Origin of the sequence: Micromonospora sp. NPDC049175 (genome assembly GCF_043197345.1) — a bacterium.
Taxonomy (GTDB): domain Bacteria; phylum Actinomycetota; class Actinomycetes; order Mycobacteriales; family Micromonosporaceae; genus Micromonospora.
Genome location: NZ_JBICSY010000001.1, coordinates 254,508 through 277,472, shown reverse-complemented (window position 1 = coordinate 277,472; position 22,965 = coordinate 254,508). Strand labels below are relative to the sequence as shown.

Here is a 22,965-nt window from a genome sequence, read left to right as displayed (position 1 = left end):
GGGGTGAACATCCAGGCCGCCCCGGCGGGGCCCGGCAGCGTCATCGACAGCATCGGCGTCGCACTTCCCGACCGGGTCATGACCACCCGTGAGGTGCTCGACGGGTGCCGGAGCCGGTTGGCCCTGCCGCTGGAACAGACCACCGGCATCGTGTCGCGGCGCGTCGCCGGTGACGTCGAGTACGCCCTCGACCTGGCCACCCGGGCCGCGCAGGACTGCGTCTCCCGCTCGTCGATCGGGCCCGCCGACGTCGACCTGCTCATCAGCGCCAGCATCTCCCGTGTCGACAGCCCGGACCGGTCGACCTACGAGCCGTCGGCGGCCACCCAACTGCGCCACCGGCTCGGCTGCGAACGGGCCTGGGCGTTCGACGTGACGAACGCGTGTGCCGGCCAGTTCACCGGCATCTACGTCGCCGACGCGCTCATCCGGGCCGGCGAGATCGGTTCGGCGCTGATCGTCAGCGGGGAGTACATCTCCCATCTCATGCGGACCGCCCAGTTGGAGATCACCGACGAACTCGACGCCCGCGTCGCCTGCCTGACGCTCGGTGACGCGGGTGCGGCGGTCCTGCTGACCCGGGCCGACGACGGGCCGGGGGGCTTCGACCACATCGGCATCCGTACCGTCGGGCGGTACCACAACCTGTGCGTGGCCGGGCCGACCGACCAGCCGCACGGTGGCGTGATCATGAAGACCGACATGATGGGCCTGGCGGCCGTCGGCATCCGGGAGATGGTCAAGCACACCCAACAGGCACTCGCCACGATGGGCCTGTCGCCGACGGACTTCGACCGGTTCATCCCGCACCAGACGTCGACGCTGGCGATCCAGGCCGCCGTCCGTCGTACGAACAAGGTCTTCGGCGGTGTGGTGTTGGACGAGCGGGACGTCATCAACAACCTGCCGAGGCGCGGCAACACCGCGACCACGACGCACCCGGTCGCGCTGCGCGACGCGAGCCGCGACGGGCGGATCCGGACCGGCGACCGGGTGCTGTTCGAGGTCGCCGCGTCCGGCGTCAACGTCGGCACCGCCGCGTACCGGCTGGACGGGCTGCCCGACCGGCTGGCCCGGGGGACCCGCTCGGCGCGGACCGCGCCCCCGCGCCCCCGCCCGACGCGATGGCCGGACCCGGTGCGCGCCGTCGCGATCGGCCTCACCGAACCCCAACCCGCGACCGGAGCCATGACCGGAGCCGCGACCGGACCCGCGACCGGACCCGCGACCGCGGCCGGGCCCGACGTGACGACGCTCCAGCTCATCCGGGCCGCGACCGACGACTGCCTGCGCCGGGCGGGCGTCCGCGCCTCCGGCGTCGACCTGCTCATCCACGTCGGCGTGTACCGCACCGGCATGATCGCCGAGCCGGCGATCGCGGCGATCGCCGCGGGCGAGCTGGGCTTCGACGGCAGCACCGCAGCCACCGGCGAAATCCTCGCCTTCGACGTCACGAACGGCGCGCTCGGCATGCTCGACGGCTGCCGGATCGCCGCCGAACTCATCCGGGCCGGCAAGGCCGACACCGCCGTCGTGGTCGCCTCCGAGGTCGAGCAACGCGAGCCCGGTGCCGCCGGGCCCGGGGTGGCCAGGTGCGGCTCGGCGGTGCTGCTGCGCCTCGACCCCGATCGGGCCAGCGGCTTCCTCGGTTTCCACAGCCGCTCCGTCGCGACGCCCGCCGCCGACCGGGGCGCCTGGGTGATGCAGGACGGCGGGCACAGCTTCATCCGCGCCACCGACCGTGCCGAGCCCGCCGCGGCGTACGCCGAGCACCTGCCAGTTGTCGTCGCCGAGCTGCTGGACCGCCTGCGGGTACGCCCCGACGCGATCCGCGCGGTCGTACCGCCCTGGCTGCCACCGCCGGTCGAGCGCCGGCTGCGCGACACCTGGCCGGTGCTCGGTCCACGGCTGGCCGCGCTGCCGCCCGCGCGCGACGGCACCGACCTGTTCACCTCGGCCCTGCCGATGGGCCTGCGCGCCGTGTCCGCCGGCGGCGCATCGCCAGGCGAACTTGTGGTGGTCGTCGGCGCGAGCACCGGCATGGAGATCGGCGCCGCGCTGTACCGCATCTGAAGGGAACGCGTATGTGTGGTGTCGCCGGCATCCTCGATCTCGACGCCGCTGTCGAGCCGCACCGGCTGGCCCGGATGGCGCATTCGCTCGCCCATCGCGGCCCCGACGGCGAGGGCTACTTCGTGGGCCCGGGGATCGGGCTGGCGTACCGGCGGCTCGCGATCGTCGACGTGGCCGGTGGGCAGCAACCGCTGAGCGACGAGCGCGGCGACGTCCAGGTCGTCTTCAACGGCGAGATCTACAACCACCGGGCGCTGCGGGCCCGGCTCGTCGCGCGCGGCCACACGTTCACCAGCGGCAGCGACGGCGCGGTGATCGCCCACCTCTACGAGGAGCACGGCCTCGCCTTCGTCGACCACCTCGACGGGGACTTCGCCATCGCGTTGTGGGACGTCCGCCTTCGCCGGCTCACGCTCGCCCGGGACCCGGTGGGTGTCAAACCCCTCTACTACCACGTCGCCGGGGGCCGTCTTCAGTTCGCCAGCGAGGTGAAGGCCCTGTTCGCGTCCGGGCTGTGCGCGGCGCGCGTCGACCCGCAGGGGCTGCGCGACGTCTTCGGGTACGGCCAGCCGACCGCGCCCGGCACCTTCTGGGCCGACGTCCACGACCTGCCGCCCGGGCACCTGCTGGTGGCCGACGGGCAGGCGGTCGTCCTGCGCCGGTACTTCACCCCGCTGGCCGGGGACCCGCGCGACCTGCTCAACGGGCGGCCCGCCGTCGAACAGTTCCGCTCGGCCCTGGTCGAGGCGGTCCGCAAACGGCTGCCGGACGAGGTCGGCTTCGGCGCGACGCTGAGCGGCGGCCTGGACAGCACGGCCGTCGTCGCGACGATCTCGGCCGTCCTCGGCACACAGGTACAGACCGCCAGCATCCGACTGCCCGGCTCGGACCTCGACGAGGGTCGCTACTCCCGGCTCGCCGCGACGGCGCTTGGGGTCGACAACGTCGAAATCGAGTTCGGCGGCGCCGAGGCGTGCGAGCACCTGGCGAAGACGCTGTGGCACCTGGAGGCGCCGCAGTGGTTCGGCGTCGCCACGCCGTTTCTGAAGGCGACCCGCATCGCCGCCGAGCGGGGCGCCAAGGTCGCGCTGACCGGCGACGGCGCCGACGAGTTGCTCGGCGGCTACTCCTGGTACGTCCTCCAGCGGCTGGAACAGCGACTCGGCCGGCTGACCCGGGCGGGCCTGGACCCGCTGCGTCGGCTGATCCTGAGCGGGGTGCTGGCCTACCACGGCGCCCCCACCGGCGCGGCCGCCCACGTGGCCGCCGTGCCGGGGCGGCTCGCGACCGCCGCGGATCGCTTCGGCGGTGGCGCACCCGCCTGGTTCTACCTCTGGTCGGCGATGGACGCGGTAGCGCCCGCGCTGCTGCGCCCGTCCAGCGGCGCTCTCACCCCCTCGCCGCTGCCGGCCCCGCCGACGCACACGGCGCTGCACCGCTCGTTGCACTACGAGTACCAGACCCGCCTGCCCAGCTGGGTCCTCATGCTCAGCGACAGGTTGTCCATGGCCAACGGCGTGGAGGTACGCGTCCCGTTCATGGACCGGGCGCTGCTGGACCTGTCGGCGCGGTTGGATCCACGGGTGCTCCTGCGCGGCACCAGCGAGAAGCACATCCTCAAGGAGGCCCTTCGCGACGTGGTTCCGGCGCCGATCCGACGCCGTCGGAAGAAACCGTTCTTCACACCCATCACGCCGTGGTATCTCACCGGCCCCGGGGAGGACCTCGCGGCGACCTATCTCGGGCCGGCGGCGGTACGCGCCCACGGGCTCTTCGACCCGACGCAGGTGACAGCGCTGCACCAGGCCGCGCTGCGGGGTGCCGGACGCACCTGGGAGGGCACGGTCGCCGAGTGGGCCAGCATGGCCGTCCTCACCACCCACCTGCTGCTGGAGGTGTTCCGCGACGCGGCGGCCGTCACCGCACCGGCCGCGCTCCCGGCACCGCTCGCCAGCGCCGTGCAACGCGCCGAGCGGCGATGACGAGCCCCGAACGGCACCGCTGGCCCGGCATCGCGTCGCGCACCATCCTGGTCACCGGGGCGACCGGCTTCATCGGCGCCCGGCTCGTGCGACGGCTGGCGGACCTGGGTTGCGCACCCGTCGCGATGGTCCGCCCCACGTCGGACCGCACGGTCCTGGCCGGCGTCCCCGGGCTGCGCTACGCGGTCGCCGACCTCGACACCGGCGCGGGCGTGCCGGCGGCCCTCGCCGGCGTCGACACCGTCGTGCACCTGGCCGGCCAGGTGAAGGCCCGCCGTCCGGGGGACTTCCGGCGCGGAAACACCGAGTCCACCGGCCGGCTGGTCGCGGCCCTCGCCGCCACCGACCCGACCCCTCGGCTGGTGCTGTGCTCGTCCCTGGCCGCCGCCGGCCCGTCGCGTCCCGGCCGGCCCCGGGACGAGTCCACCCCGGTCGCGCCGGTCTCCGCGTACGGCCGCAGCAAACTCGCCGCCGAGGAGATCGCCCGCGCCGCGGGTGTCCCCACAGTGGTCCTCCGCCCGACGATCGTCTACGGCCCGGGTGACCACGACTTCCTGCCGTCCTTCCTGCCGATGGCCCGGTGGGGCGCCCACCTGCGCCCCACCCGCCCGGAACGCGAGTACTCCTTCGTGCACGTGGACGACCTGTGCGCGGCCCTGATCGCCGCCGTCGTCCGGGGCGGGACGCTGCCCCCGGACCGTGGTGCCGAGGGGGTGTACCTCATCAGCGACGGCGCGGTGTACGGCTGGAGCGACTTCTGTCGGGAACTCGCCGTCGCGGTCGGCCGTCCCCGCGCGCGCTTCATCGCGGTGCCGGGTCCGCTCGTGCACGCGACCGGCTGGCTGTGCGATCTGAGTCCGGTTCGCCGGGGCCCGGCCCTGACGATGAACCGGGACCGCGCGTACGAGATCCGGCAGTTGGCGTGGACGTGCGCCACCGACCGGGCCCGGGCGGACCTCGGCTTCACGCCCGCGTACCGCCTCCCGGAGGGCCTGGCCAGCGCGGTGGCGTGGTACCGCGACCAGGGCCTGCTCCGCTGACGCCCGCGCGGCTACGCCTGCGGCTCGACCGCCTCGACGAGGACCTGGAGCACGTGCCGGTACGGCTGCCCGGTGGCCCGGCTCATGCCCATCTCGCAGGTGCGGTTGCAGGAGGCGTACGCGTCGTGGTCGCGCTCGTTGATCTCGGCGGCCTGGGCGGCGGTGGCGCTGGCGGTCACCTCGGGATGCAGCAGCCCCCGGTCGCCGGCGAAGGCGCAGCATCCCCAACTGTCCGGCACGGTCACCGTGTCGGCGACCGCCGCGGCGACCGCGCGCAGGTCGTCGATGCCGTCGAGGTGCACTGTGGAGCAGGTCGGGTGCAGGGCCAGCGAGCCCAGCCGCCGGGGCTCCGGCAGCGCCGGCAGCAGGCGTTCGGCGGTGAACGTGACGCTGTCGACGAAGCGCAGGGCGTCGTACCGTGCCCGGTCCTCCTCGGCCAGCGCGGCGGTCAGCTGGGTCAACCCGTGCGTGCAGGACGACGCGTCGCACACGACGGGCAGGCGACCCTCGTCGCTGGCCTCCCACAGCGCGGCCAGGGTCCGCTCGGCCATCTCGCGGTGACCGGCGGGATAGCCCTTGGACTGCCACGGCGTGCCGCAGCACAGGCCCGCCGTGGCGGCCGGCACGACGACCGGCACGCCGGCCAGCTCGCACAGGCGCAGGAACGCCGCCGCCGCGCCGCCGGACGGGCCGTCCTCCGGGGCGAAGAGGCTGCCGACGCACGCCGCGAAGAACACCGCCTGGGCGTCCGGCGCGCTGCGGGGCCGGGGACGGGGAGCGCCGGCGCGCGGCATGTCGTCGCTCCACCGCGGCACCAGTTCGGTGGCGCCGAGTCCACGGATCACCCCGGTGGCGGCGCGGGTCAGCGGTGTCGGGACGGCGTGCGCGGCGGTCAGTCCCACCCGGACACCTGTCACGGCGGCCTGCCAGTGCCGCGCGGCGGTGCGGGCGGTGCGCTGGGCGCGGGGGCTGTGCCGCTCGGCGCGCAGCCGCTTCATGGCCGCGCCGGTGTCGATGCCGACCGGGCAGGCCGTGACGCAGAGGCTGTCGGCGGCGCAGCTGTCCACCGCCGCGTACGCGTAGTCGGCCGTCAACTCCCGGCGGCGCTCCTCGTCACCGGCGGCGGTGGCGAGGGCGATCTGCCGTTGCAGGACGATGCGCTGCCGGGGCGTGGTGGTGACGTCGGCGGTGGGGCAGACCGGCTCGCAGTAGCCGCACTCGACGCAGGCGTCCAGCTCGGGGTCGACAGTCGGGACGGCCTTGAGCTGTCGCAGGTGCACGGTCGGGTCGTCGTTGAGCAGCACACCGGGGTTGAGCAGGCCGCTCGGGTCGCACAACCGCTTGAGGTCGCGCATCACGTCGTACAGCTCGTCGCCGTACTGGCGGCGGACGAAGGGCGCCATCGCCCGGCCGGTGCCGTGCTCGGCCTTGAGGGTGCCCCCCTCGGCGAGCACGAGGTCGACCATGTCGTCGGTGAACCGGGCGTAGCGGTCGATCTCGGCCGGTGTGTCGAAGGACTGGGTCAGCATGAAGTGCAGGTTGCCGTCGCGGGCGTGTCCGAAGATCACCGCGTCCGGGTAGCCGTGCCTGTCGAACAGGCCGATCAGCCCGTCGCAGGTGCCGGTCAGGCGTGGCATCGGCACCGCGATGTCCTCCAGCAGGGCCGTGGTGCCGGGTGCGCGGGCACCGGCGACCGCCGTGTAGAGGCCCTTGCGCAGGTGCCAGAGCGCGGCCCGTTCGCGCGGGTCGTGGGTCAGCGCGGTGCCGGTGACGGCGGGCAGCCGGTCGAGCACGGGCTGGGCGTCGGCAAGCGTCGCGGCCAGCCGTTCCGCGCTGTCCTCGGCGAACTCCACGAGCAGCGCGGCATGCCCGGTGACCGTCAACCCGCGCAGGGCCGCGCTCGCGTCGGGGTCGCGCTGGCTGACCCGCAACGCGGCCGCGTCGAGCAGTTCGGCGGTACGCGCGCCGGCGGCGAGCAGGGCGGGCAACGCGTCGGTGGCGGCGCTGAGTCCGGGCAGGATCAGCAGGCCGGTGGCGGCGTGTTCGTGGATCTCGACGGTCCGGAAGACGGCCTCGGCCACGAAGCCGAGGGTGCCCTCGCTGCCGATCATCAGGTGGGCGAGCATGTCGGCCGGGCTGTCGTGGTCGAGCAGGGAGTTCAGCCCGTACCCCATGGTGTTCTTCATCGCGAACAGCCGCTCGATCGTGGCGCGTGAGCCCGGTGTCGAGCGCACCCGGTCGCGCAGCCGCAGCAGCCCGGCGTGCAGCTCCGGCTCGTCGGCCCGCAGCCGGTCGTCGGCGTCGCGCGCGGCGGAGTCGACGACGGTGCCGGACGGCAGGACGAAGCGCAGCGACTCCATGGTGCGGTACGCGTTGTCGGTGGTGCCGCAGGTCATCCCGCTGGAGTTGTTGGCCACCATGCCACCCACCGTGCAGGCGGCCTCGCTTGCCGGGTCCGGGCCGAGCCGGCGGCCGTAGCGGGCCAGCCGGGCGTTGGCCTGCCGGATCGTGAGGCCCGGCTGGAGCCGGATGCGGCGGCCGTCGTCGAGGACCTCGGCGTGCCGCCAGTCGGTCCGGACGTCGACGAGCACGCCCGCGCCGCCGGCCTGCCCGGCGAGGCTGGTGCCGCCGCCGCGCAGGGTCAGCGGGACACCGGCCTCCCGGGCGGCGGCCAGCAACGCCCCCACCTCGGCCGCCGAGGCGGCGCGCACCACCGCCTGCGGCTCGAACAGGTACGGCGAGGCGTCGTGCGCCGCCGCCAGCCGCCGGGGCAGCTCGGTGCTGACCCGGGTCGGATCACCGAGGCGCGAGCGCAGCAGCTCGACGACCTCGCGGGCGCGGACGCCGGCGGTGGTCGGCGCGGGTACTCCTACGACGGGTCTCATGGGCGGTCCTCCCGGGAGGGGCGGTCAGTAGGCGACGATCAACCGGTCCGGCGCGGTGTCGACGGGCGCCGGCAGCCGCAGCGGCTGGCGACCGGGGGTGATGCTGCCCAGCACCGATGCGTGCCGTGCGCCGGTGCCCGAGGGCAGGGTGCCGGGCAGCCCGTGCACGCTCAGGTAGCCCAGCAGCGCGAAGGCGAGCGCCTCCTTGGCGTCCGACACGACACCCAGGTCGTCGCTTGACGACAGGCGCACGTCCGGCAGCTCCTCGCCGATCATTCGTAGCAGCGTCGGGTTGTGCGCGCCGCCGCCGGAGACGACGAGCTGGGTGACGCCGTGGTCGCGGCAGGCGGCGGCCACCGTGACCGCCGTCAGCCGGGTGAGCGTGGCCAGGACGTCCCGCTGATCCGGCGTGGGCGCGTCGGCGAGGGCGGCGAGCAGGTACGGCAGGTGGAACAACTCCTTCCCGGTGCTCTTCGGGCCGGGCTGCCGGTAGTACGGCTCGTCGAGCAGCCGCCGCAGCAGGGCCGGGCTCACCTCCCCGGCCGCCGCCCCGCGCCCGTCCCGGTCGTACTCCTCCACGCCGCCGCTGAAGTGCCGCGCGGCGGCGTCGAGGAGCGCGTTGGCCGGGCCGGTGTCGTACGCGAGCGGGTCCGCGTCCGGCGCGACGACAGTGATGTTGGCGATGCCGCCGAGGTTGAGCGCGGCGGGGACGCCGGGCAGACCCCGCAGCAGCAGCGTGTCGAACAGGGCGACCAGGGGAGCGCCCTGGCCGCCCGCGGCGACGTCGCGGGTGCGCAGGTCGGCCACGACCGGAAGGCCGGTGGCCTCCGCGATCCAGGCCGGCTGCCCCAGTTGCAGGGTGCCCCGGACCACACCGCCGTCGACCCAGTGGTGCATTGTCTGCCCGTGCGAGACGACCAGGTCGGCGTCTCCGCCGCACAGCTCGGCGAGAGCCCGCACACCGGCCTCGGCGAAGGCCTGGCCGATGCCGGTGTCCAACACCGTGATCGCCTCGGTCGTGGTCGACGCGGGCGGCAGGGCGGCGGCGATCCGGGTGCGCAGCTCCTCGGGGTACGGGTGGCTGAGCCGGCCCAGCGGCCGCATCCGCAGGGTGTCGCCGCTGAGCTGGAACTCGGCGGCGGCGGCTTCGATGCCGTCGTAGGAGGTACCGGACATCAGGCCGATGACACGCATCAGGGTCTCCTTCACGCCCGGCCGGCGGGCTCTGCCGCGTCGTCGATCTCGTCGGCACGTCCATGGTCGTACGGCGTCGCCGGGGCCGCGTGGAATCGGCTCGACACCGCGCCGACCAGCAGGGTGATCAGGACGCCGATCGGCACCAGCCACTGCGCGGCGATGGCGGTGGGGACGGTGTGCCCGGCCGTCGTGACGTCGATCTTGACGTAGCGGACGATGTAGGTCATCACCGCCACGGTGACGAGGAAGGCGACGAACGCGTCGACCTGGTTGGCCCGGCTGACCAGGCGGCCGAGCAGGAAGGCCCCGAGCAGCGCCCCGTAGGTGTAGCCCGCGATGGTCAGACCGGTCAGGTAGACGTTTCCGGTGCTGGAGCTGAACGCGCAGGCGAAGATCGCCATCAACACCGCCCAGACCAGTGTCATCACCCGGGCGAGGCGCAGCATCGCGTCGTCCGACGGGACCTTCCGGAAGAAGCTGTGGATGAAGTCGGCGACAGTGGAGTTGGACATCGAGTTCAGCGCCGACGACAGCGAACCCATCGCGGCACCGAGGATGCCGGCCACCAGCAGGCCCGAGATGCCCACCGGCAGGGCGTGCAGGATGAAGCTCGGGTAGAGGTTGTCACTGCTGGCCAGGCCGAGCTCCTTGAAGGTCTGACCCTTGTTGTACGACCACAGCAGCGCGCCGACCAGGGAGAACGCCGCGAACTGGATCACCACGAAGATGCCCGAGGAGATCATCGCCTTCTGTCCCTCGCGCAGCGTTCGGGTGGACAGGATGCGCTGCACGATCAGCTGGTCCGACCCGTGGCTGGCCATCGCGAAGATCGCACCGCCGATGATCGCCGTCGGCAGGGCGAACGGGCTGGTGAGCACGTGCGCGAGCGTCAGGTTGGTGTCGAAGAGCTGGAACTTGCCGGCGTCCAGCGCCTGCGAGTAGCCGTCGAAGCCGACGGCGTGGCTGAGCACACCGATGGCCAGGATCGCCCCGCCCAGGTAGAGCCCCATCTGGATGGCGTCGGTCCAGATGACCGCCTTGATGCCACCGAGGTAGGTGTAGACCACCGTGATCAGCGTCAGGACCACGATAATCGCCTGATAACCGACATTCAGGCCGAACTCGTCGAGGAGCAGCTTGATGGGGATGGCCGAGGCGAAAAGCCGTACGCCCTCGGCGAGCAGGCGGGTGAAGACGAACGTGACCGACGCCAGACCCTGGAGTTTCAGGCCGAACCGCTCACCGAGGTACTGGTAGGCACTGACGAAGCCACCGCGCTTGTACAGCGGGATGAGCACCGCCGCCACGACGACGCGACCGATCACGTAGCCGAGGGCCAGTTCGACGTTGCCGAACCCCTGCCCGCTGTAGGCGCCGCCGGGCACGCTGATCACCGTCAGGACGCTGGTCTCGGTGGCGACCACGGAGAACGAGACGGTCCACCACGGCAGCCGACCCTCGCCCACGAAGTAGTCCTTGGCGGACTTCTGCTTGCCCGACAGGCGAAGTCCGACGTAGGCGATCACCACGAGGTACAGCACGATCACGACAAGGTCGAGTTGACGCACGGCTCGCTCCCAACCAGGGGTTGTAGATAAGTGACGCATGTCTAGCGTATCGCGAAAGTTTTTGCCAGTCCCCGCCCGGGCTGGCTACGCTGTGGTCCCGGCCTGCGGATACGGGGGATGCGGGGCCCAGCCGACATCCCACCGCGCCCACCCAGGCTGGCACGGTCGGAACGGCGCGTTGCGGACGCGGCGCTCGACGAGCCGCCGCCCGTCGTCCGACCGGCGACCGCGCACCAGCGAGAGGAACGAGTAACCCCGTGGACCTCAGCACCCTCGGCACCGAGACCCGCAACGACAAGACAAGCGACCTCGACCTGATGTCCCCGACCGAGCTGCTCCTCGCGATGAACGACGAGGACCAGACGGTGGCCCAGGCGGTCCGGCGCGCCGTCCCGGACATCGCGGCCGCCGTCGACGTCGTCGTGGCGTCGCTCCGCCAGGGCGGGCGGCTCATCTACCTCGGTGCCGGCACCAGCGGCCGGATCGGCATGCTCGACGCCGTCGAGATCCCACCCACCTTCGGTACGTCGCCCGACCGGGTCGTCGGCCTGCTCGCCGGCGGCGCGGGAGCCTTCGCGGTCGCCGTCGAGGGCGCGGAGGACAGCCCGGCCGGCGCCGTCGCCGACCTCGACGCGGTCGGCCTGACCGCCCGCGACACGGTGGTCGGGCTCGCCGCCAGCGGCCGTACGCCCTATGTGGTGGGCGGGCTGGAGCACGCCCGCGCGCTCGGCGCGTCGACGGTCTCGGTGGCCTGCAACTCCGACGCGGTGATCAGCCGGTACGCCGACGTCGCCATCGAGGTGCCCACCGGCCCCGAGGTGCTCACCGGCTCCACCCGACTCAAGGCCGGCACCGCCGAGAAGCTCGTCTGCAACATGCTCTCGACCGCCTCGATGGCCCGGCTCGGCAAGGTCTACGGCAACCTGATGGTGGACATGAACGCCACGAACGAGAAGCTCGTCGACCGGGCGCGACGGATCGTCGCCGAGGCCGCCGACACCGATCTGGACTCCGCCACCCGGGCGCTCGCGGCGGCGCACGGGCACGCCAAGACGGCAATCGTGCTGCTGCTCGCGAACTGCACCGCCGAGGAGGCCGCAGCGCGGCTGCGCGACGCCGACGACGACGTCCGGGCGGCGGTCGCGGCCTGACCGGAGGGCGGGTCCGGGCACGGACTTCTGTCGGGCCGTTCGCCTAGGGTTCGCCGCATGTACTTCGTGTGCCGGTGGCGAGAGGAATCGCCGTTCAGCAAGCGGGTGGTCGCCCTGCCCGACGCGACGATCCTCGACTGGTTCCGCCGGGGCTGGGGCCGTGCCAACCCGCAGGGCTGGATCGAGAGCGAGCTGGGCGACGACGTGTACGGCCTGGACTCGATCTTCGAGGAGGCCGGGGAGCGGCACCTGCCGCCGCCGGAGACCCTCGACGAGCTGCGCGAGCTGCTGCGCGAGCACCTCTACGTGGAGGGCGACGACGACGGCACGTTCATCCGGCTCGACGAGCGCGCCCTGCGCGTGCGTACCGACGACGACGAGGTGGACCTGGCCTACTACTTCGTCGAGGAGGACGCCGCCGCGTCGCCGGACCGGCTCGCCTTCCTGCTGCACGACACCTGGCCGCTGCCGGCCGACGCCGCCGCGCCGGGCGCGGTCTTCGACCACGGGGTGCCGGTCCGTACGGTAGGGATTACCCCACCCGGTCCGGAGGCCGTGTTCTCGGTCCGTCTGGGTTGGGGTTCGCACGACGCCGACCGGACCCTGGACCTGGCTGGCGCCATCGCCTTTCCCGGCCTCACCCTGCCGGACCTCGCCGCTCGTCTGCGTGCCGTCGACGCGCCCGGCGCCCGCCGCTGGCCACACGACGCCCAGCTGTTGCGAGCCCTGGTCGCGCCCGACGAGACGGACGCCGGCGCGGCGCTGGAGCGCTACGCTCGCCTGCCCGGGTACGACCCGTCGCCCGCCGGCTCCGAGCTGGCGTCGGCACACCACACGGTCCACCTGGAGGTGCTGGGGCTGCTGGCCCCACAGCCGTCCCTCGGGTCGCTGGTCCGGTCGGATCCGCACATCGCGCAGGTCGCCCGATACATCGACGACTTCTTCGGCTTCGACCAGTGGTTCCTCTTCGACACCAGGTGGGCGGCGGCACACCCGGCCCTGGCCCGTTCGCTGCTGCGCTACGCGGCGCACTGGGATCCGTACGACGGCGCGACGGCGGAGTAGGCGAGCCGCCGTGGTCCGTGACAGCCGTGGCGAGCCGCGCGGGGTCTCCGGCACGGTCGAGAGTCGACCAAGCGCCCCGTCCGGGTTGGACGGGGCGCTTCGTCGTGTCAGCCGAGCTGTGGGTAGGAGGTCGTTCGGTCCCCCTCCGCGCCGGTCGCGGTGGCCAGCTCGATCCGAGGGGACCGGTCCGGCGGGAGGTGGGCATGGTCGGCGATGACGACGACGTCCACCTCTCCGTCGATCATGGCCTGCTCGACGGTCTCCCACGATGCCCGCATGATTCCCGCGAATCGGTACGAGTGTCGGCGAAGGTGCGCAAGACACGTCGCGACGGCGGGCTCCACCGGCTCGATGTCGGCGGGAATCCAGATAACGGCTATCTCCATGGTCCTCTCCTGATCAACGTCGTGGACGCGAGTGGGTGATCAGGAGTTGCTGTGGCGGTGGGGGACCCCGCTCCACCGGTCGGCTGGCAGCGCGCCTGTCGACGGCGGTCACGGTGAGACCCGGGCCCAGCGACGCGCTGGGCGGCGGAGCTTCGGCTGTCGACGTGTGTGGATCGGTGCCGCCGGTGCTGGCGCCGGTGGGCGCCGACGCGAGTGCCAGCACGAGCGCCGGTGGCCCCGACGCGGGACGGGCGGGTGGCCGGGGCGGCTCGTCGGTGATCGCGGCCCTCGCCACCCGCGCCCGATCCGGTGTCCGGCCGCCGGGGGTGTCGTGCACGACGCGGAATACCGTCGCCGGCACGGGTGTCGACGCCGACCGCGGGGCGGCGTGTGCCACCGCGGCGGCCGAGTTCGACGGTGCGGGCGTGGCCCGCGGCGAGGACGACGCCGACGTACGGGCCGGTGGCGTCGGTACGACTGTGGACGGATCGACCGACAGCGTCGGCAGCGGGACGGCCGACGGCAGGGGCAGGGGAACTGCGGATGGCAGGGGAAGGGGAACTGCCGACGGCAGCGGCAGGGGGAGCGCGGTCGGCAACGGCAGGGGAACGGACAACCGCACCTCGACGAGGTCGGGCACCCGCACCGTGATGGTGCTCGGCGAGGTGCCGACCTCCACCGGCTGGAGACTCGTCGGCAACGGCAACGGCAGCGGCGTGTCGGCGTGGGCGGGGTCGGTGCCCAGGACCGCGCCGAGCGCCGCGGCCCCGAACGCCGCCACCGGAAGGCCGTGCCTCAACCGCATCAGACGGAGGCCGCCCGGTCCGACTCACCGGCACGGTGCCGCCGGCCGGGCGGATGCCCGTCGCGTTCTGCCATTCCCTTCATCTGCGGGTTCTTGCCCCGGGAAACCCCGGGCTACACCCTCTGTCGATGTCCGGTTGGCTGGCTCGGCTCCGGCGGACTGGCGAACGTCTCCACCTCTCCGGACGTGGAGCGCCCTGATCGCTCGTGCCGGCGCTGGTTGCCAGCGGATCTCGGCGGCGTTACGTTGAGATCTCATCGACACACGTCTACCTCAGAAGGTACGGGGGCCGCATGTCCACGTCTGTCACTCGTCGCACCGTTCTGGTCGGTGGGGCCGGTGCCGCCATCGGCCTGGCCCTGCCCGGTCGCGCCGCCCACGCCGGTGACCGCCATCCCACACACGTGAGCTTCACCCTCGACGCGACAACGCTCGACGGCGGTGAACAGGTCACCTCGGTCACCCTCGACACCCGCCGGCTCGGGCCGATCGACCCGGCCGGGCTGACCGCCGGCACGTTCAGCGTGCACGCCAAGGCCACCAGCCCGCTCCCCATCGCCCCCGGCGACCAGATCTTCAGCGAGTACGACCTGGACCGTACGGTGACCGCGGCCCGGCTCGACCGGCACGGCAACATCGTGTTGGAGCTGAGCACCGCCGAAGGTCAACCCGGCGGCGGCACCCTCGGCTACATCCTGAGCAAGGGCCGCAACGTCCGACTGGACCTCGTCTACACCATCACGCAGAACACCCCGATCGCCCGACGCCACGGCTCGCCGGTCACCATCACGCGCTTCGTGCAGGGACGGCTGTCGAACCCCGAGGTGGACGCCTTCAGCTACCACGCCTCGGGCTCGGGCCTGAAGTACCGGCTGTTCTCGCCCGACAACTCGCCCCGGCGGGGTCGGCGGCCGCTCGTCGTCTGGCTGCACGGCGCCGGGGAGGGTGCCTCGCTGCCCGACGACTACTACGACAACGAGACCACGCTGCGCGCCAACCGGGGGGCGCTCGGCTTCGCCACCCCGCAGGCGCAGCGGATCTTCGGCGGGGCGTACGTCGTGGCTCCGCAGAGCACCTCGTACTGGATGGAGGACGGCCCCCGGTTCGCCCCGCTGATCCGCGAGATCGTCCAGGACCTCGTCCGCCGCGAGCGCGTCGACCCCGACCGGATCTACGTGGTCGGTTGCAGCAATGGCGGTTACATGTCGCTGGAGATGACAGTGGCCTATCCCGACCTGTTCGCCGCGTCGGTGCCGATCTGCGGCGTCGTCGAGCCGCTCGGCGGGGAGGGCCCGCCGCTGATCACCGACGCGGAGCTGGCGAACATTCGGACCCCCACCTGGCTGGTCACCTCGCTCGACGACGACACCGTGCCACCGCAGACCAACACGATCCACGCCCACGACCTCATCCCGGGGTCGCTTGTCAGCCTGTACGACCACGTCGTCTGGAACGGCTACCAGTTCCCCGGCCACTGGTCCTGGATCTACGTGGCCCGCAACGACCCGAGCCTCAACGGCACCCACATCTGGCAGTGGATGGCCCGCCGCCGTCGGTGAGCGCAGCGGGTGCGGCCGTGGGCGCCGCGGCCGGTGGGCGACTATTCCAGGTGGAAGGTGGCCGAGGCGCGGTCGGCGCTCGAACTCACCGGCTCCACGTAGAGCAGCCCGGCGCGGTGGCGCACGTGTCGGCCCGGGAAGTTGTGGGACTCCAGGGAGATCCCGGCGCCGTCGGCGAGGCCGGACTGGCGACGGAAGCTCGCGTCGCCGCCGAAGAGGGCCGAGCCGTCGTTCTTCTCGACGTACAGGGCGTAGCCCCGGTGGCGCAGGTAGTACCCGGGGAAGTTCGTCGACTCCAGCGACACCGATCCGCCGCCGGCGAGCCCGTTGACGATCCGGAACTGCGAGTCGGCCAGATTTGTCACGTTCGGCTCGATCCGGGCCCGGTACTCCCAGTGCCGGATGTAGCTGGTGGCCAGGTCGTGCGAACGCAGCCGGACCGGGGTGGCCCCGTCGGGCACCGGAATGCCGAAGTTCGGGGTGCCGTCGGCGTTCCAGTACACCTTCTGGAGCCGGGTCCGCCGGTTCGGATCGTTGAGCGGATCACCGCTGATGTCGCGGTAGTTGCGGTCGTGGTAGACCAGGATCTCGCTCTGCCCGTCCTCGGAGACGGTGAACGAGTTGTGCCCGGGGCCGTACTGGCCGGTGGCCGCGTTGCTGACGAACACCGGGTTGGGGCTCTTGCTCCAGGAGCCGGCGTCGAGCAGGTTCGCGGTGGAGGACGCGCTCAACATACCGAGGCAGTAGTTGGCGTCGGTGGCGCTGGCCGAGTAGGTCAGGAAGACGCGGCCGTTGCGCTGGATCACCGCCGGTCCCTCGGCGACCCGGTAGCCGCGGGTCTCCCAGTCGTACGTCGGCACGACGAGCCGGGTCACGGTGCCCGTGATCTGCCAGGGGTTGGCACCCATCCGGGCGAGGTAGACGTTCGAGTTGTTGGAGATGCCCGGCTCCTGCTGGGCCCAGGTCAGATACCGCACCCCGTTCGCGACGAATGTCGACGCGTCCAGGCTGAAGGTGTCCCACGGAGTCGTGATCCGTCCGCGTTCGGTCCAGGAACCGGTGAGCGGATTGGCGCTGGCGTTCTCCAGCGCGTACATCCGGATCCGCCACACGTCATCGGTCCGCCCCGCGGCGAAGTAGACGTACCACCTGTTGTTTATGAAGTGGATCTCTGGCGCCCAGATGTGGGCGCCCATCTCTCCGCTGGTGTGGCGGCTCCAGATCGTCGTCTCCGCAGCCGTCGCCAGCCCCTGCAGGGTGGTCGCACGGCGCAGGACGATCCGGTCGTACTGCGGCACCGTGGCGGTCAGGTAGTAGTAGCCGTCGGTGTGCCGGAAGATGTGCGGGTCGGCCCGTTGGTTCACCAGCGGGTTCGTGTAGCTGACGGCCGGCGCCGCCTGCGCCGGCCCTGCCGCGGGCAGCCCGGCGGAGACGGCGAGCACCACGAGCGCGGCGGCCACGACCGACCGCAGGCGTCGGCGCTTCCGGCGGTCGGCGCGGGCCGGACCGATGGCGCGGCGGGTGGCGGGATCGGTGCGGGGGAGTGGCAGCGGCATCTGTCCTCCGTGCGGTTCGTGAGCGACCCGTCTGTCGGTGCGGCAGTGCCGGCCGAGGCGTCGTGGCCGATCCGGTTGATCGCCGCGCGGTGACAGCGGACCGGTGGGGGTCGCGCCTGGTGGCGACGCCACCACGGGCGGCCGACCTGCGGCACACCACCGGAGCAGGAACACGAGCGGGACGGGAAACATGACAGCGGTGTTGCGCCCAGGTGGCGGTCATAATGTTGGCGTTAACATTGATGTGTGTCAAGGAAATCTAGGCGGTGACCTGCTCAGCGTCCGGCCGAGGGTCGGCGTCGTGGGCGCGAGGCTCGACCGGTCGGGCGCGGTCAGGGAGCGACCAGACCGGTCCGGTACGCGACGACGACGGCCTGGACCCGGTCACGGAGGCCCAACTTGGCCAGGATCCGGGCGACGTGCGTCTTCACGGTCGCCTCCGACAGGTGCAGGCGGCCGGCGAGTTCGGCGTTGCTCAGACCGTGCGCCAGCAGGCCCAGCACCTCCAACTCCCGTGGGGTCAGCGCGGCCAGGTCCCGATGGATGGCCGGCGGGTCGGAGTCGCGCTGGGCGAACCGTTGCACAAGCCGCCTGGTGATCGTCGGCGCCAGCAGCGCGTCACCGGTGCGGACCAGCCGGACCGCGCCCACCAGGTGCTCCGGGGTGACGTCCTTGAGGAGGAAGCCGCTCGCTCCCGCGGTCAGTGCCGCGTACACGTACTGGTCGAGGTCGAATGTCGTGAGCATGATGATGCGGGGCGCCTCGCCAACGCCGGCGAGGATCTGGCGGGCTGCCGCGAGACCGTCCAGGTCGGGCATCCGGATGTCCATCAGGACCACGTCGGGTCGGTGCCGGTGGACCGCCTCGACGGCCTCGACCCCGGTCGTCGCCTCGGCGACCACGTCGATCCCGTCGGCGGTCAGGATCATCCGGAACCCGGCCCGCACCAACGCCTGGTCGTCAGCGACCACCACCCGCAGCGCCTCTGTCATGCCGTGCCCCCCAGAGGTGTGCCCGTCCGGCCGTCGCCCGCGACGTCGTCGATCGTGGCATCTTCCAGCGGGATCAGGGCCTGGACCCGGTATCCACCGGTGAGTCGTGGACCCGCCCGCACCGTGCCACCGTAGACCGCCAGTCGCTCGCGCAGACCGATCAACCCGCGCCCGGTGCCGGTACCGGCGGTCGCGCCGGCGCGACCGCCGGTGTCGGTCACCTCGACCCGCAGGTGCGTCCCGGCATAGTCGACGAGCACGCGTACGGGTGCGCCGGCAGCGTGTTTGACGGCGTTCGTCAACGCCTCCTGCACCAGTCGGTACACGGTCAGCTCGATGCCGGACGGCAGCGGCCCTCGCTGCCCGCGCAGGACCAGCTCGACCTCGACCCCCGAGTCGCGCACCCGCCGCACCAGCGCGTCCAGCCCATCGAGGCCGGGCTGCGGAGCCAGCTCGGCGGCGCCCTCCTGCCCCAGCACGTCGCCGTCCATCGTGAGCAGCCCCATCACGTGCCGCAACTCGGTCATCGCCGCCCGGCCACCGGCTTCGACCGAGAGCAGCGCCGCCCGGGCGTCCTCGGGCCTGGACTCCATCACCTTGCGGGCCGCGCCGGCCTGGATCACCATCACGCTGACGTTGTGGGTCACCACGTCGTGCAACTCCCGGGCGATCCGGGCGCGTTCGACCTCCGTCGCCCGGCGCAGCGCCTCGACCTGCTCGTGCTCCATGGCCGACATGCGTGCCCGGCCCTCGTCGGCGTGCTCCTTCCACCGGCGTAGCCCGTCGGCCGCCACCGCGATCGGCAGCAGGATCAGAAACGGCACGGCGCTGTCGGACACCGAGCTGGCGTCCGACTGCAACTCGGCGTGCAGGATCGCGGCCGCCGGCAGGCTGGCCAACGCCAGGATCTTGTACGGGCTGAAGACAGCGGCGCTGTAGCCGGCCACCACGCAGGCGAAGAAGGACAGCCGCAGCGCGGCCGGATTGTCCTCGATGAGCCCTGCGCTCGCCAGCACCACCCAGAGCGTCCCCAGCGGGTACCGGCGGCGAAAGAGCAACGGCAGGACGACGAGCATGAGCAGCACCGCCGTCCAGCCGGTGCCGTCGTCCTCGACCGGGAGGAAGGGCGGCCACACCGGGTCGGGTGGCACCGGCGGACCTAGCCACACCTCGCCCCGCTCGAACACGATGCGGTGCTCCGCCGGCCGGTCATCGACACCCCGGTCCGCCTGGATGGCGAGGAGACCGAGCCCGAGCGCCAGCAGCGCGTCGAACAGCTGCCCCCGGCGCGACAACGGCGGCAGCTGGCCGACCGGACGAGCCAGGGACCGGAGGTACGACCACAGCCGGATCACCACCGCACGGACCGTCATCGGTTCATTCTCGGCGCCGACCGCGCCCGTGCCTATCCGCCTGGGGAGCGGTGTCGCTACATCGCACGCCTACCTCGCAGGGATGACGTCGGCAGCACTCATCCCGGCGCGGTACCGAAGATGCCTCTCGCTGCCGATGCGTCCGACTCGTACCCGCCCCTAGCGTCAGCCTCGCCAGCTCACCACCACCTGAGGAGACGGGGACATGACCACACCGCTTATCGAGTTGCACGAGGTGACACGCCGGTACGACGAGGGGCCACCGGCGCTGCGTGAGGTGTCGTTGAGCGTCGCGCCCGGCGAGGCGGTGGCGATTCTCGGCCCGTCCGGCAGCGGCAAGTCGACGATGCTGAACCTGGTGGCCGGGCTGGACCGGCCGAGCACCGGCACGGTCACCGTCGACGGGGTGCGTGTCGACCAGCTCGGCGAAGCGGCCTCCGCCCGTTACCGGAGGGCCCGGATCGGCCTGGTGTTCCAGTTCTTCAACCTCCTCGACGACCTGACCGTCGCAGACAACGTCATGCTGCCGGCACAGCTGGCCGGCATGGGCCGCGGCACCGCCCAGCGGCGGGCGGCCGAGCTGCTCGGCCGGCTCGGCGTCGACCGACACGCCGGCGCGTACCCCGGGAGGCTCTCCGGCGGTGAACGACAGCGGGTCGCCGTCGCCCGCGCGCTGATGAACCGGCCGCCGCTGCTGCTGGCCGACGAGCCGACCGGGGCGCTGGACACCGCCTCCGGCGAGGAGGTCATGCGGCTGCTGACCGAGCTGCACGCCGACGGCCAGACCATCGTCGTGGTCACCCACGACCTGGTCCTCGCCGAGAGGTGCGCGACCCGGACCGTCCAGCTCCTGGACGGGCAGGTCGCCGCCGACTCCGCGCTGGAGCGGGCCCGATGAGCGCGCTGGCTCGGGTGGTGCGGGCCGGGGTCGGCCGGCGACGCGTACAGACTGTCGTGATCGGCCTGGTCGTGATGATCGCGGTGACCTCGGCCGTCCTCGGCGGTTCGCTGATGGTGGCCTCCCGGGGACCCTTCGACCGGGCCTTCAGCCAGCAACAGGGGGCGCACCTCACCGCCCAGTTCGACGCTGGCGCGGTAACCGAGGCGCAGTTGGCCGCCTCCGCCGATGCCGCCGGGGTCGCCGGGTCGGCGGGACCGTTCCCGAACGCGGAACTCAACGTGACCAGCCGCACGGGTGACCCGGTGCCGCCGCTGACCGTCGTCGGGCGTGCCGATCCGGGCGGCGAGGTCGACCGGGTCGAGGTCGTCGACGGCCGGTGGGCGACCGGCCCGGGGGAGATCGTGCTGGCCACGGGGGAGCACCTGCGGTTGCCGAAGCAGGTGCTCGGCCAGCGGTGGACGGTGTCCGACGCGCCGGGCAGCCCAGCGGTGACGGTCGTCGGGCTCGCCCGGTCGGCCAGCCAGACCGCCGACGCCTGGACCACCCCGGCGCAGCTCGCGGCGTGGACCGGACCCGACGGCCCCCGCGCCTACCAGATGCTCTACCGCTTCACCGAGGCCGGCACGGCCGCACAGGTCCAGGCCGGCCGGACCGCCGTGCAGGCGTCCGTCCCCGCCGCCGCGTTCGACAGCGCCGTGTCGTGGCTCGACGTCCGCCGGGAGGCGACCGGCGAGACCGTCCTGCTGGTGCCGTTCCTGATCGCCTTCGGCATGCTGGGCGTGGTCATGGCGGTGCTGATCATCGGCAACGTCATCGCCGGCGCGGTCTCCACCGCCACCCGCCGGATCGGCATCCTCAAGGCGCTCGGCTTCACGCCAGCCCAGGTGGTCCGGGCGTACGTGGGGCAGGCGCTCATCCCGGCCACCGTCGGCGCGGCGCTCGGTGTGGTCGCCGGCAACCTCCTGACCGTGCCGATCCTCGCCCAGACCAACCAGATCTACGGTACGGACGACAATGGTGTGGCGTTCTGGGTCAACGCGGTCGTGGCCGGCGGCGCGCTCGCCCTCGTGGCGGTGACCGCCCTGGCCGCCGCGGCCCGGGCCGGCCGGTTGCGCAGCGTCGACGCGCTCGCCGTCGGGCGTACCCCGCGGCCGGGCCGCGGTCGATGGGCGGCCCGCCTGACCAGCCGGCTGCCGATCTCCCGGCCGGTGACGCTCGGACTGGCCCACCCCTTCGCCCGACCGGTACGAGCGGTGAGCATCGTCGCCGCGATCGCGTTCGGCGCGGCCGCGGTCACCTTCGCGGTCGGTCTGGGCACGTCGCTGAACCGGATCCAGGAGGTCGAGGACATCGCCGACGTCCAGGTCGGGCAGCCGCACCGGGCGCCGCAGGGCGGGCCACCACCACCGCCGGGGCAGCCGCCGAGGCCGGGGCAGCCGGAGCCGTTCGGCGACCCGGCCGCGATCGAGCGGGTGATCGCCGGCCAGCCGGGCACCGACGGATACCTGGGCATGGCCCGCAGCGAGGTCACCGCCGGGGGGATCACCGGAGAGTTGGACGCGGTTGCCGTCACCGGGCCGGACGCGGCGCGCTACTACCGGATGGTGTCGGGGACCTGGCTGACCGGCCCGGCGCAGATCGTCGTCTCGACGCCGTTCCTGACCGCTGCCGGCAAACAGGTGGGTGACCGCATCGTGCTGACCGACAAGGGTGTCGACATCCCCGTCACGATCGTCGGTGAGGCGTTCAACCTCGACGACGACGGCATGCAGGTCGTCACCGACGTCGCCACCCTCCGGGTGGCCGAGCCGGAGCTGACGCCGTCGATCTACTACGTCACAGTGGCGTCCGGCACCGACGCCAGGGCGTACGCCACGGCGTTGACGGCGGCTCTGGAGCCGCTCGGCGCGCTGGCCGACGGACTCAACCACGAGCCCGACGAGATGATCATCATCATCAACGCGCTGACCGGGCTGCTCAGCCTCCTGCTGATGGTCGTCGCCGGCCTCGGCGTGCTGAACACGGTGGTGCTGGAGACCCGGGAACGCGTCCACGACCTGGGCGTGCACAAGGCGCTCGGGATGACACCCCGGCAGACCACGGCCATGGTCATCGCGTCGGTCGTGGTCACCGGCCTGGTCGGCGGGGTGGTCGGCGCGGCGGTCGGCGTGCTGCTGCAACGCACGGTCATCACCGAGATGGCGAGCAGCGTGGGCTTCCGCCTGCCGGACGCGGTCCTGGACGTGTACGGCTCGGTCGACCTGTTGCTCTTCGGTCTCGGCGGGCTGGTCGTCGCCGTGGTCGGCGCCCTACTGCCGGCCGGCTGGGCGGCGAAGACCCGGGTCGCGGTGGCACTGCGAACCGAGTGACGAAGGGGGAGCCGCCGCTCGCGGGAGTTGCCCGTGAGCGGCGGTCACCCGCGTGTGCCGGAA

At 72.7% G+C, this 22,965-nt stretch carries 16 protein-coding genes; 8 read left to right on the top strand and 8 right to left on the bottom strand.

Annotated elements, in window-relative coordinates:
• Positions 1–3: 3 nt before the first annotated feature.
• The 3 genes from ACGFH8_RS01140 to ACGFH8_RS01130 are packed head-to-tail and all read left to right on the top strand — an operon-like array spanning position 4 to position 5,095.
• Positions 4–2,073 carry a 3-oxoacyl-[acyl-carrier-protein] synthase III C-terminal domain-containing protein gene (locus ACGFH8_RS01140; protein WP_393361510.1) on the top strand — a complete coding sequence of 690 codons (2,070 nt, stop codon included), beginning with the start codon at positions 4–6 and terminating at the stop codon, positions 2,071–2,073.
• 11 nt (positions 2,074–2,084) lie between these two features.
• Positions 2,085–4,055: an asparagine synthase (glutamine-hydrolyzing) gene (gene asnB, locus ACGFH8_RS01135; protein WP_393361507.1), complete on the top strand. Its 1,971-nt coding sequence runs from the start codon at positions 2,085–2,087 to the stop codon at positions 4,053–4,055.
• Positions 4,052–5,095: an NAD-dependent epimerase/dehydratase family protein gene (locus tag ACGFH8_RS01130; RefSeq protein ID WP_393361504.1), complete on the top strand. Its 1,044-nt coding sequence runs from the start codon at positions 4,052–4,054 to the stop codon at positions 5,093–5,095. The genes asnB and ACGFH8_RS01130 overlap by 4 nt, the downstream gene beginning before the upstream one ends.
• An 11-nt stretch (positions 5,096–5,106) precedes the next feature.
• Here ACGFH8_RS01130 and ACGFH8_RS01125 read toward each other — a convergent pair whose 3' ends face one another.
• Genes ACGFH8_RS01125 through ACGFH8_RS01115 form a run of 3 tightly spaced genes read right to left on the bottom strand, consistent with a single transcriptional unit; the run spans position 5,107 to position 10,745 of the window.
• Positions 5,107–7,980 carry an FAD-binding and (Fe-S)-binding domain-containing protein gene (locus tag ACGFH8_RS01125; protein ID WP_393361501.1) on the bottom strand — a complete coding sequence of 958 codons (2,874 nt, stop codon included), beginning with the start codon at positions 7,978–7,980 and terminating at the stop codon, positions 5,107–5,109.
• Between the two features lie 24 nt (positions 7,981–8,004).
• Positions 8,005–9,174 carry an anhydro-N-acetylmuramic acid kinase gene (locus ACGFH8_RS01120; RefSeq protein ID WP_393361498.1) on the bottom strand — a complete coding sequence of 390 codons (1,170 nt, stop codon included), beginning with the start codon at positions 9,172–9,174 and terminating at the stop codon, positions 8,005–8,007.
• A gap of 11 nt (positions 9,175–9,185) precedes the next feature.
• Positions 9,186–10,745: a sodium:solute symporter gene (locus ACGFH8_RS01115; protein WP_393361495.1), complete on the bottom strand. Its 1,560-nt coding sequence runs from the start codon at positions 10,743–10,745 to the stop codon at positions 9,186–9,188.
• Between the two features lie 257 nt (positions 10,746–11,002).
• Here ACGFH8_RS01115 and murQ point away from each other — a divergent pair, with 257 nt between their 5' ends.
• On the top strand, positions 11,003–11,896 hold the full coding sequence (gene murQ, locus ACGFH8_RS01110) for an N-acetylmuramic acid 6-phosphate etherase (RefSeq protein WP_393361492.1): 894 nt from the start codon (positions 11,003–11,005) through the stop codon (positions 11,894–11,896).
• A gap of 57 nt (positions 11,897–11,953) precedes the next feature.
• Positions 11,954–12,961 (top strand): hypothetical protein, encoded by a 1,008-nt coding sequence (locus ACGFH8_RS01105; protein ID WP_393361490.1) that lies wholly within the window; start codon positions 11,954–11,956, stop codon positions 12,959–12,961.
• Positions 12,962–13,068: 107 nt separating this feature from the next.
• Here ACGFH8_RS01105 and ACGFH8_RS01100 read toward each other — a convergent pair whose 3' ends face one another.
• Positions 13,069–13,347: a hypothetical protein gene (locus tag ACGFH8_RS01100; RefSeq protein WP_393361487.1), complete on the bottom strand. Its 279-nt coding sequence runs from the start codon at positions 13,345–13,347 to the stop codon at positions 13,069–13,071.
• 13 nt (positions 13,348–13,360) lie between these two features.
• Entirely contained in the window at positions 13,361–14,152 is a 792-nt protein-coding gene (locus ACGFH8_RS01095; RefSeq protein WP_393361484.1) for a hypothetical protein, read from the bottom strand.
• Positions 14,153–14,445: 293 nt separating this feature from the next.
• On the opposite strand from ACGFH8_RS01095, the gene ACGFH8_RS01090 reads away from it, so the two are divergent.
• Positions 14,446–15,711 carry a prolyl oligopeptidase family serine peptidase gene (locus ACGFH8_RS01090; RefSeq protein WP_393361480.1) on the top strand — a complete coding sequence of 422 codons (1,266 nt, stop codon included), beginning with the start codon at positions 14,446–14,448 and terminating at the stop codon, positions 15,709–15,711.
• A 41-nt stretch (positions 15,712–15,752) separates the two neighbouring features.
• On the opposite strand, the gene ACGFH8_RS01085 is transcribed toward ACGFH8_RS01090, so the two are convergent.
• From ACGFH8_RS01085 to ACGFH8_RS01075, 3 genes are all read right to left on the bottom strand, one after another.
• The gene (locus ACGFH8_RS01085; protein WP_393361477.1) at positions 15,753–17,267 is read right to left on the bottom strand and encodes a family 43 glycosylhydrolase; all 1,515 of its coding nucleotides are present in this window, start codon (positions 17,265–17,267) and stop codon (positions 15,753–15,755) included.
• Between the two features lie 332 nt (positions 17,268–17,599).
• Positions 17,600–18,259 carry a response regulator gene (locus ACGFH8_RS01080; protein ID WP_393361474.1) on the bottom strand — a complete coding sequence of 220 codons (660 nt, stop codon included), beginning with the start codon at positions 18,257–18,259 and terminating at the stop codon, positions 17,600–17,602.
• Positions 18,256–19,632: a sensor histidine kinase gene (locus tag ACGFH8_RS01075; RefSeq protein WP_393361471.1), complete on the bottom strand. Its 1,377-nt coding sequence runs from the start codon at positions 19,630–19,632 to the stop codon at positions 18,256–18,258. Before ACGFH8_RS01075 ends, ACGFH8_RS01080 begins: the two co-directional genes overlap by 4 nt.
• 205 nt (positions 19,633–19,837) lie before the next feature.
• On the opposite strand from ACGFH8_RS01075, the gene ACGFH8_RS01070 reads away from it, so the two are divergent.
• Both ACGFH8_RS01070 and ACGFH8_RS01065 read left to right on the top strand, forming a co-directional pair.
• Positions 19,838–20,530 carry an ABC transporter ATP-binding protein gene (locus ACGFH8_RS01070; RefSeq protein WP_393361468.1) on the top strand — a complete coding sequence of 231 codons (693 nt, stop codon included), beginning with the start codon at positions 19,838–19,840 and terminating at the stop codon, positions 20,528–20,530.
• On the top strand, positions 20,527–22,902 hold the full coding sequence (locus ACGFH8_RS01065; RefSeq protein WP_393361465.1) for an FtsX-like permease family protein: 2,376 nt from the start codon (positions 20,527–20,529) through the stop codon (positions 22,900–22,902). The genes ACGFH8_RS01070 and ACGFH8_RS01065 overlap by 4 nt, the downstream gene beginning before the upstream one ends.
• Positions 22,903–22,965: the final 63 nt, after the last annotated feature.

Excerpts from the sequence above, each read along its gene's own strand:
- asnB (WP_393361507.1), top strand. The coding sequence starts at position 2,085 with ATGTGTGGTGTCGCCGGCATCCTCGATCTCGACGCCGCTGTCGAGCCG.
- ACGFH8_RS01130 (WP_393361504.1), top strand. The coding sequence starts at position 4,052 with ATGACGAGCCCCGAACGGCACCGCTGGCCCGGCATCGCGTCGCGCACC.
- ACGFH8_RS01125 (WP_393361501.1), bottom strand. The coding sequence starts at position 7,980 with ATGAGACCCGTCGTAGGAGTACCCGCGCCGACCACCGCCGGCGTCCGC.
- ACGFH8_RS01120 (WP_393361498.1), bottom strand. The coding sequence starts at position 9,174 with ATGCGTGTCATCGGCCTGATGTCCGGTACCTCCTACGACGGCATCGAA.
- ACGFH8_RS01105 (WP_393361490.1), top strand. The coding sequence starts at position 11,954 with ATGTACTTCGTGTGCCGGTGGCGAGAGGAATCGCCGTTCAGCAAGCGG.
- ACGFH8_RS01100 (WP_393361487.1), bottom strand. The coding sequence starts at position 13,347 with ATGGAGATAGCCGTTATCTGGATTCCCGCCGACATCGAGCCGGTGGAG.
- ACGFH8_RS01095 (WP_393361484.1), bottom strand. The coding sequence starts at position 14,152 with ATGCGGTTGAGGCACGGCCTTCCGGTGGCGGCGTTCGGGGCCGCGGCG.
- ACGFH8_RS01090 (WP_393361480.1), top strand. The coding sequence starts at position 14,446 with ATGTCCACGTCTGTCACTCGTCGCACCGTTCTGGTCGGTGGGGCCGGT.
- ACGFH8_RS01085 (WP_393361477.1), bottom strand. The coding sequence starts at position 17,267 with ATGCCGCTGCCACTCCCCCGCACCGATCCCGCCACCCGCCGCGCCATC.
- ACGFH8_RS01080 (WP_393361474.1), bottom strand. The coding sequence starts at position 18,259 with ATGACAGAGGCGCTGCGGGTGGTGGTCGCTGACGACCAGGCGTTGGTG.
- ACGFH8_RS01075 (WP_393361471.1), bottom strand. The coding sequence starts at position 19,632 with ATGACGGTCCGTGCGGTGGTGATCCGGCTGTGGTCGTACCTCCGGTCC.
- ACGFH8_RS01070 (WP_393361468.1), top strand. The coding sequence starts at position 19,838 with ATGACCACACCGCTTATCGAGTTGCACGAGGTGACACGCCGGTACGAC.
- ACGFH8_RS01065 (WP_393361465.1), top strand. The coding sequence starts at position 20,527 with ATGAGCGCGCTGGCTCGGGTGGTGCGGGCCGGGGTCGGCCGGCGACGC.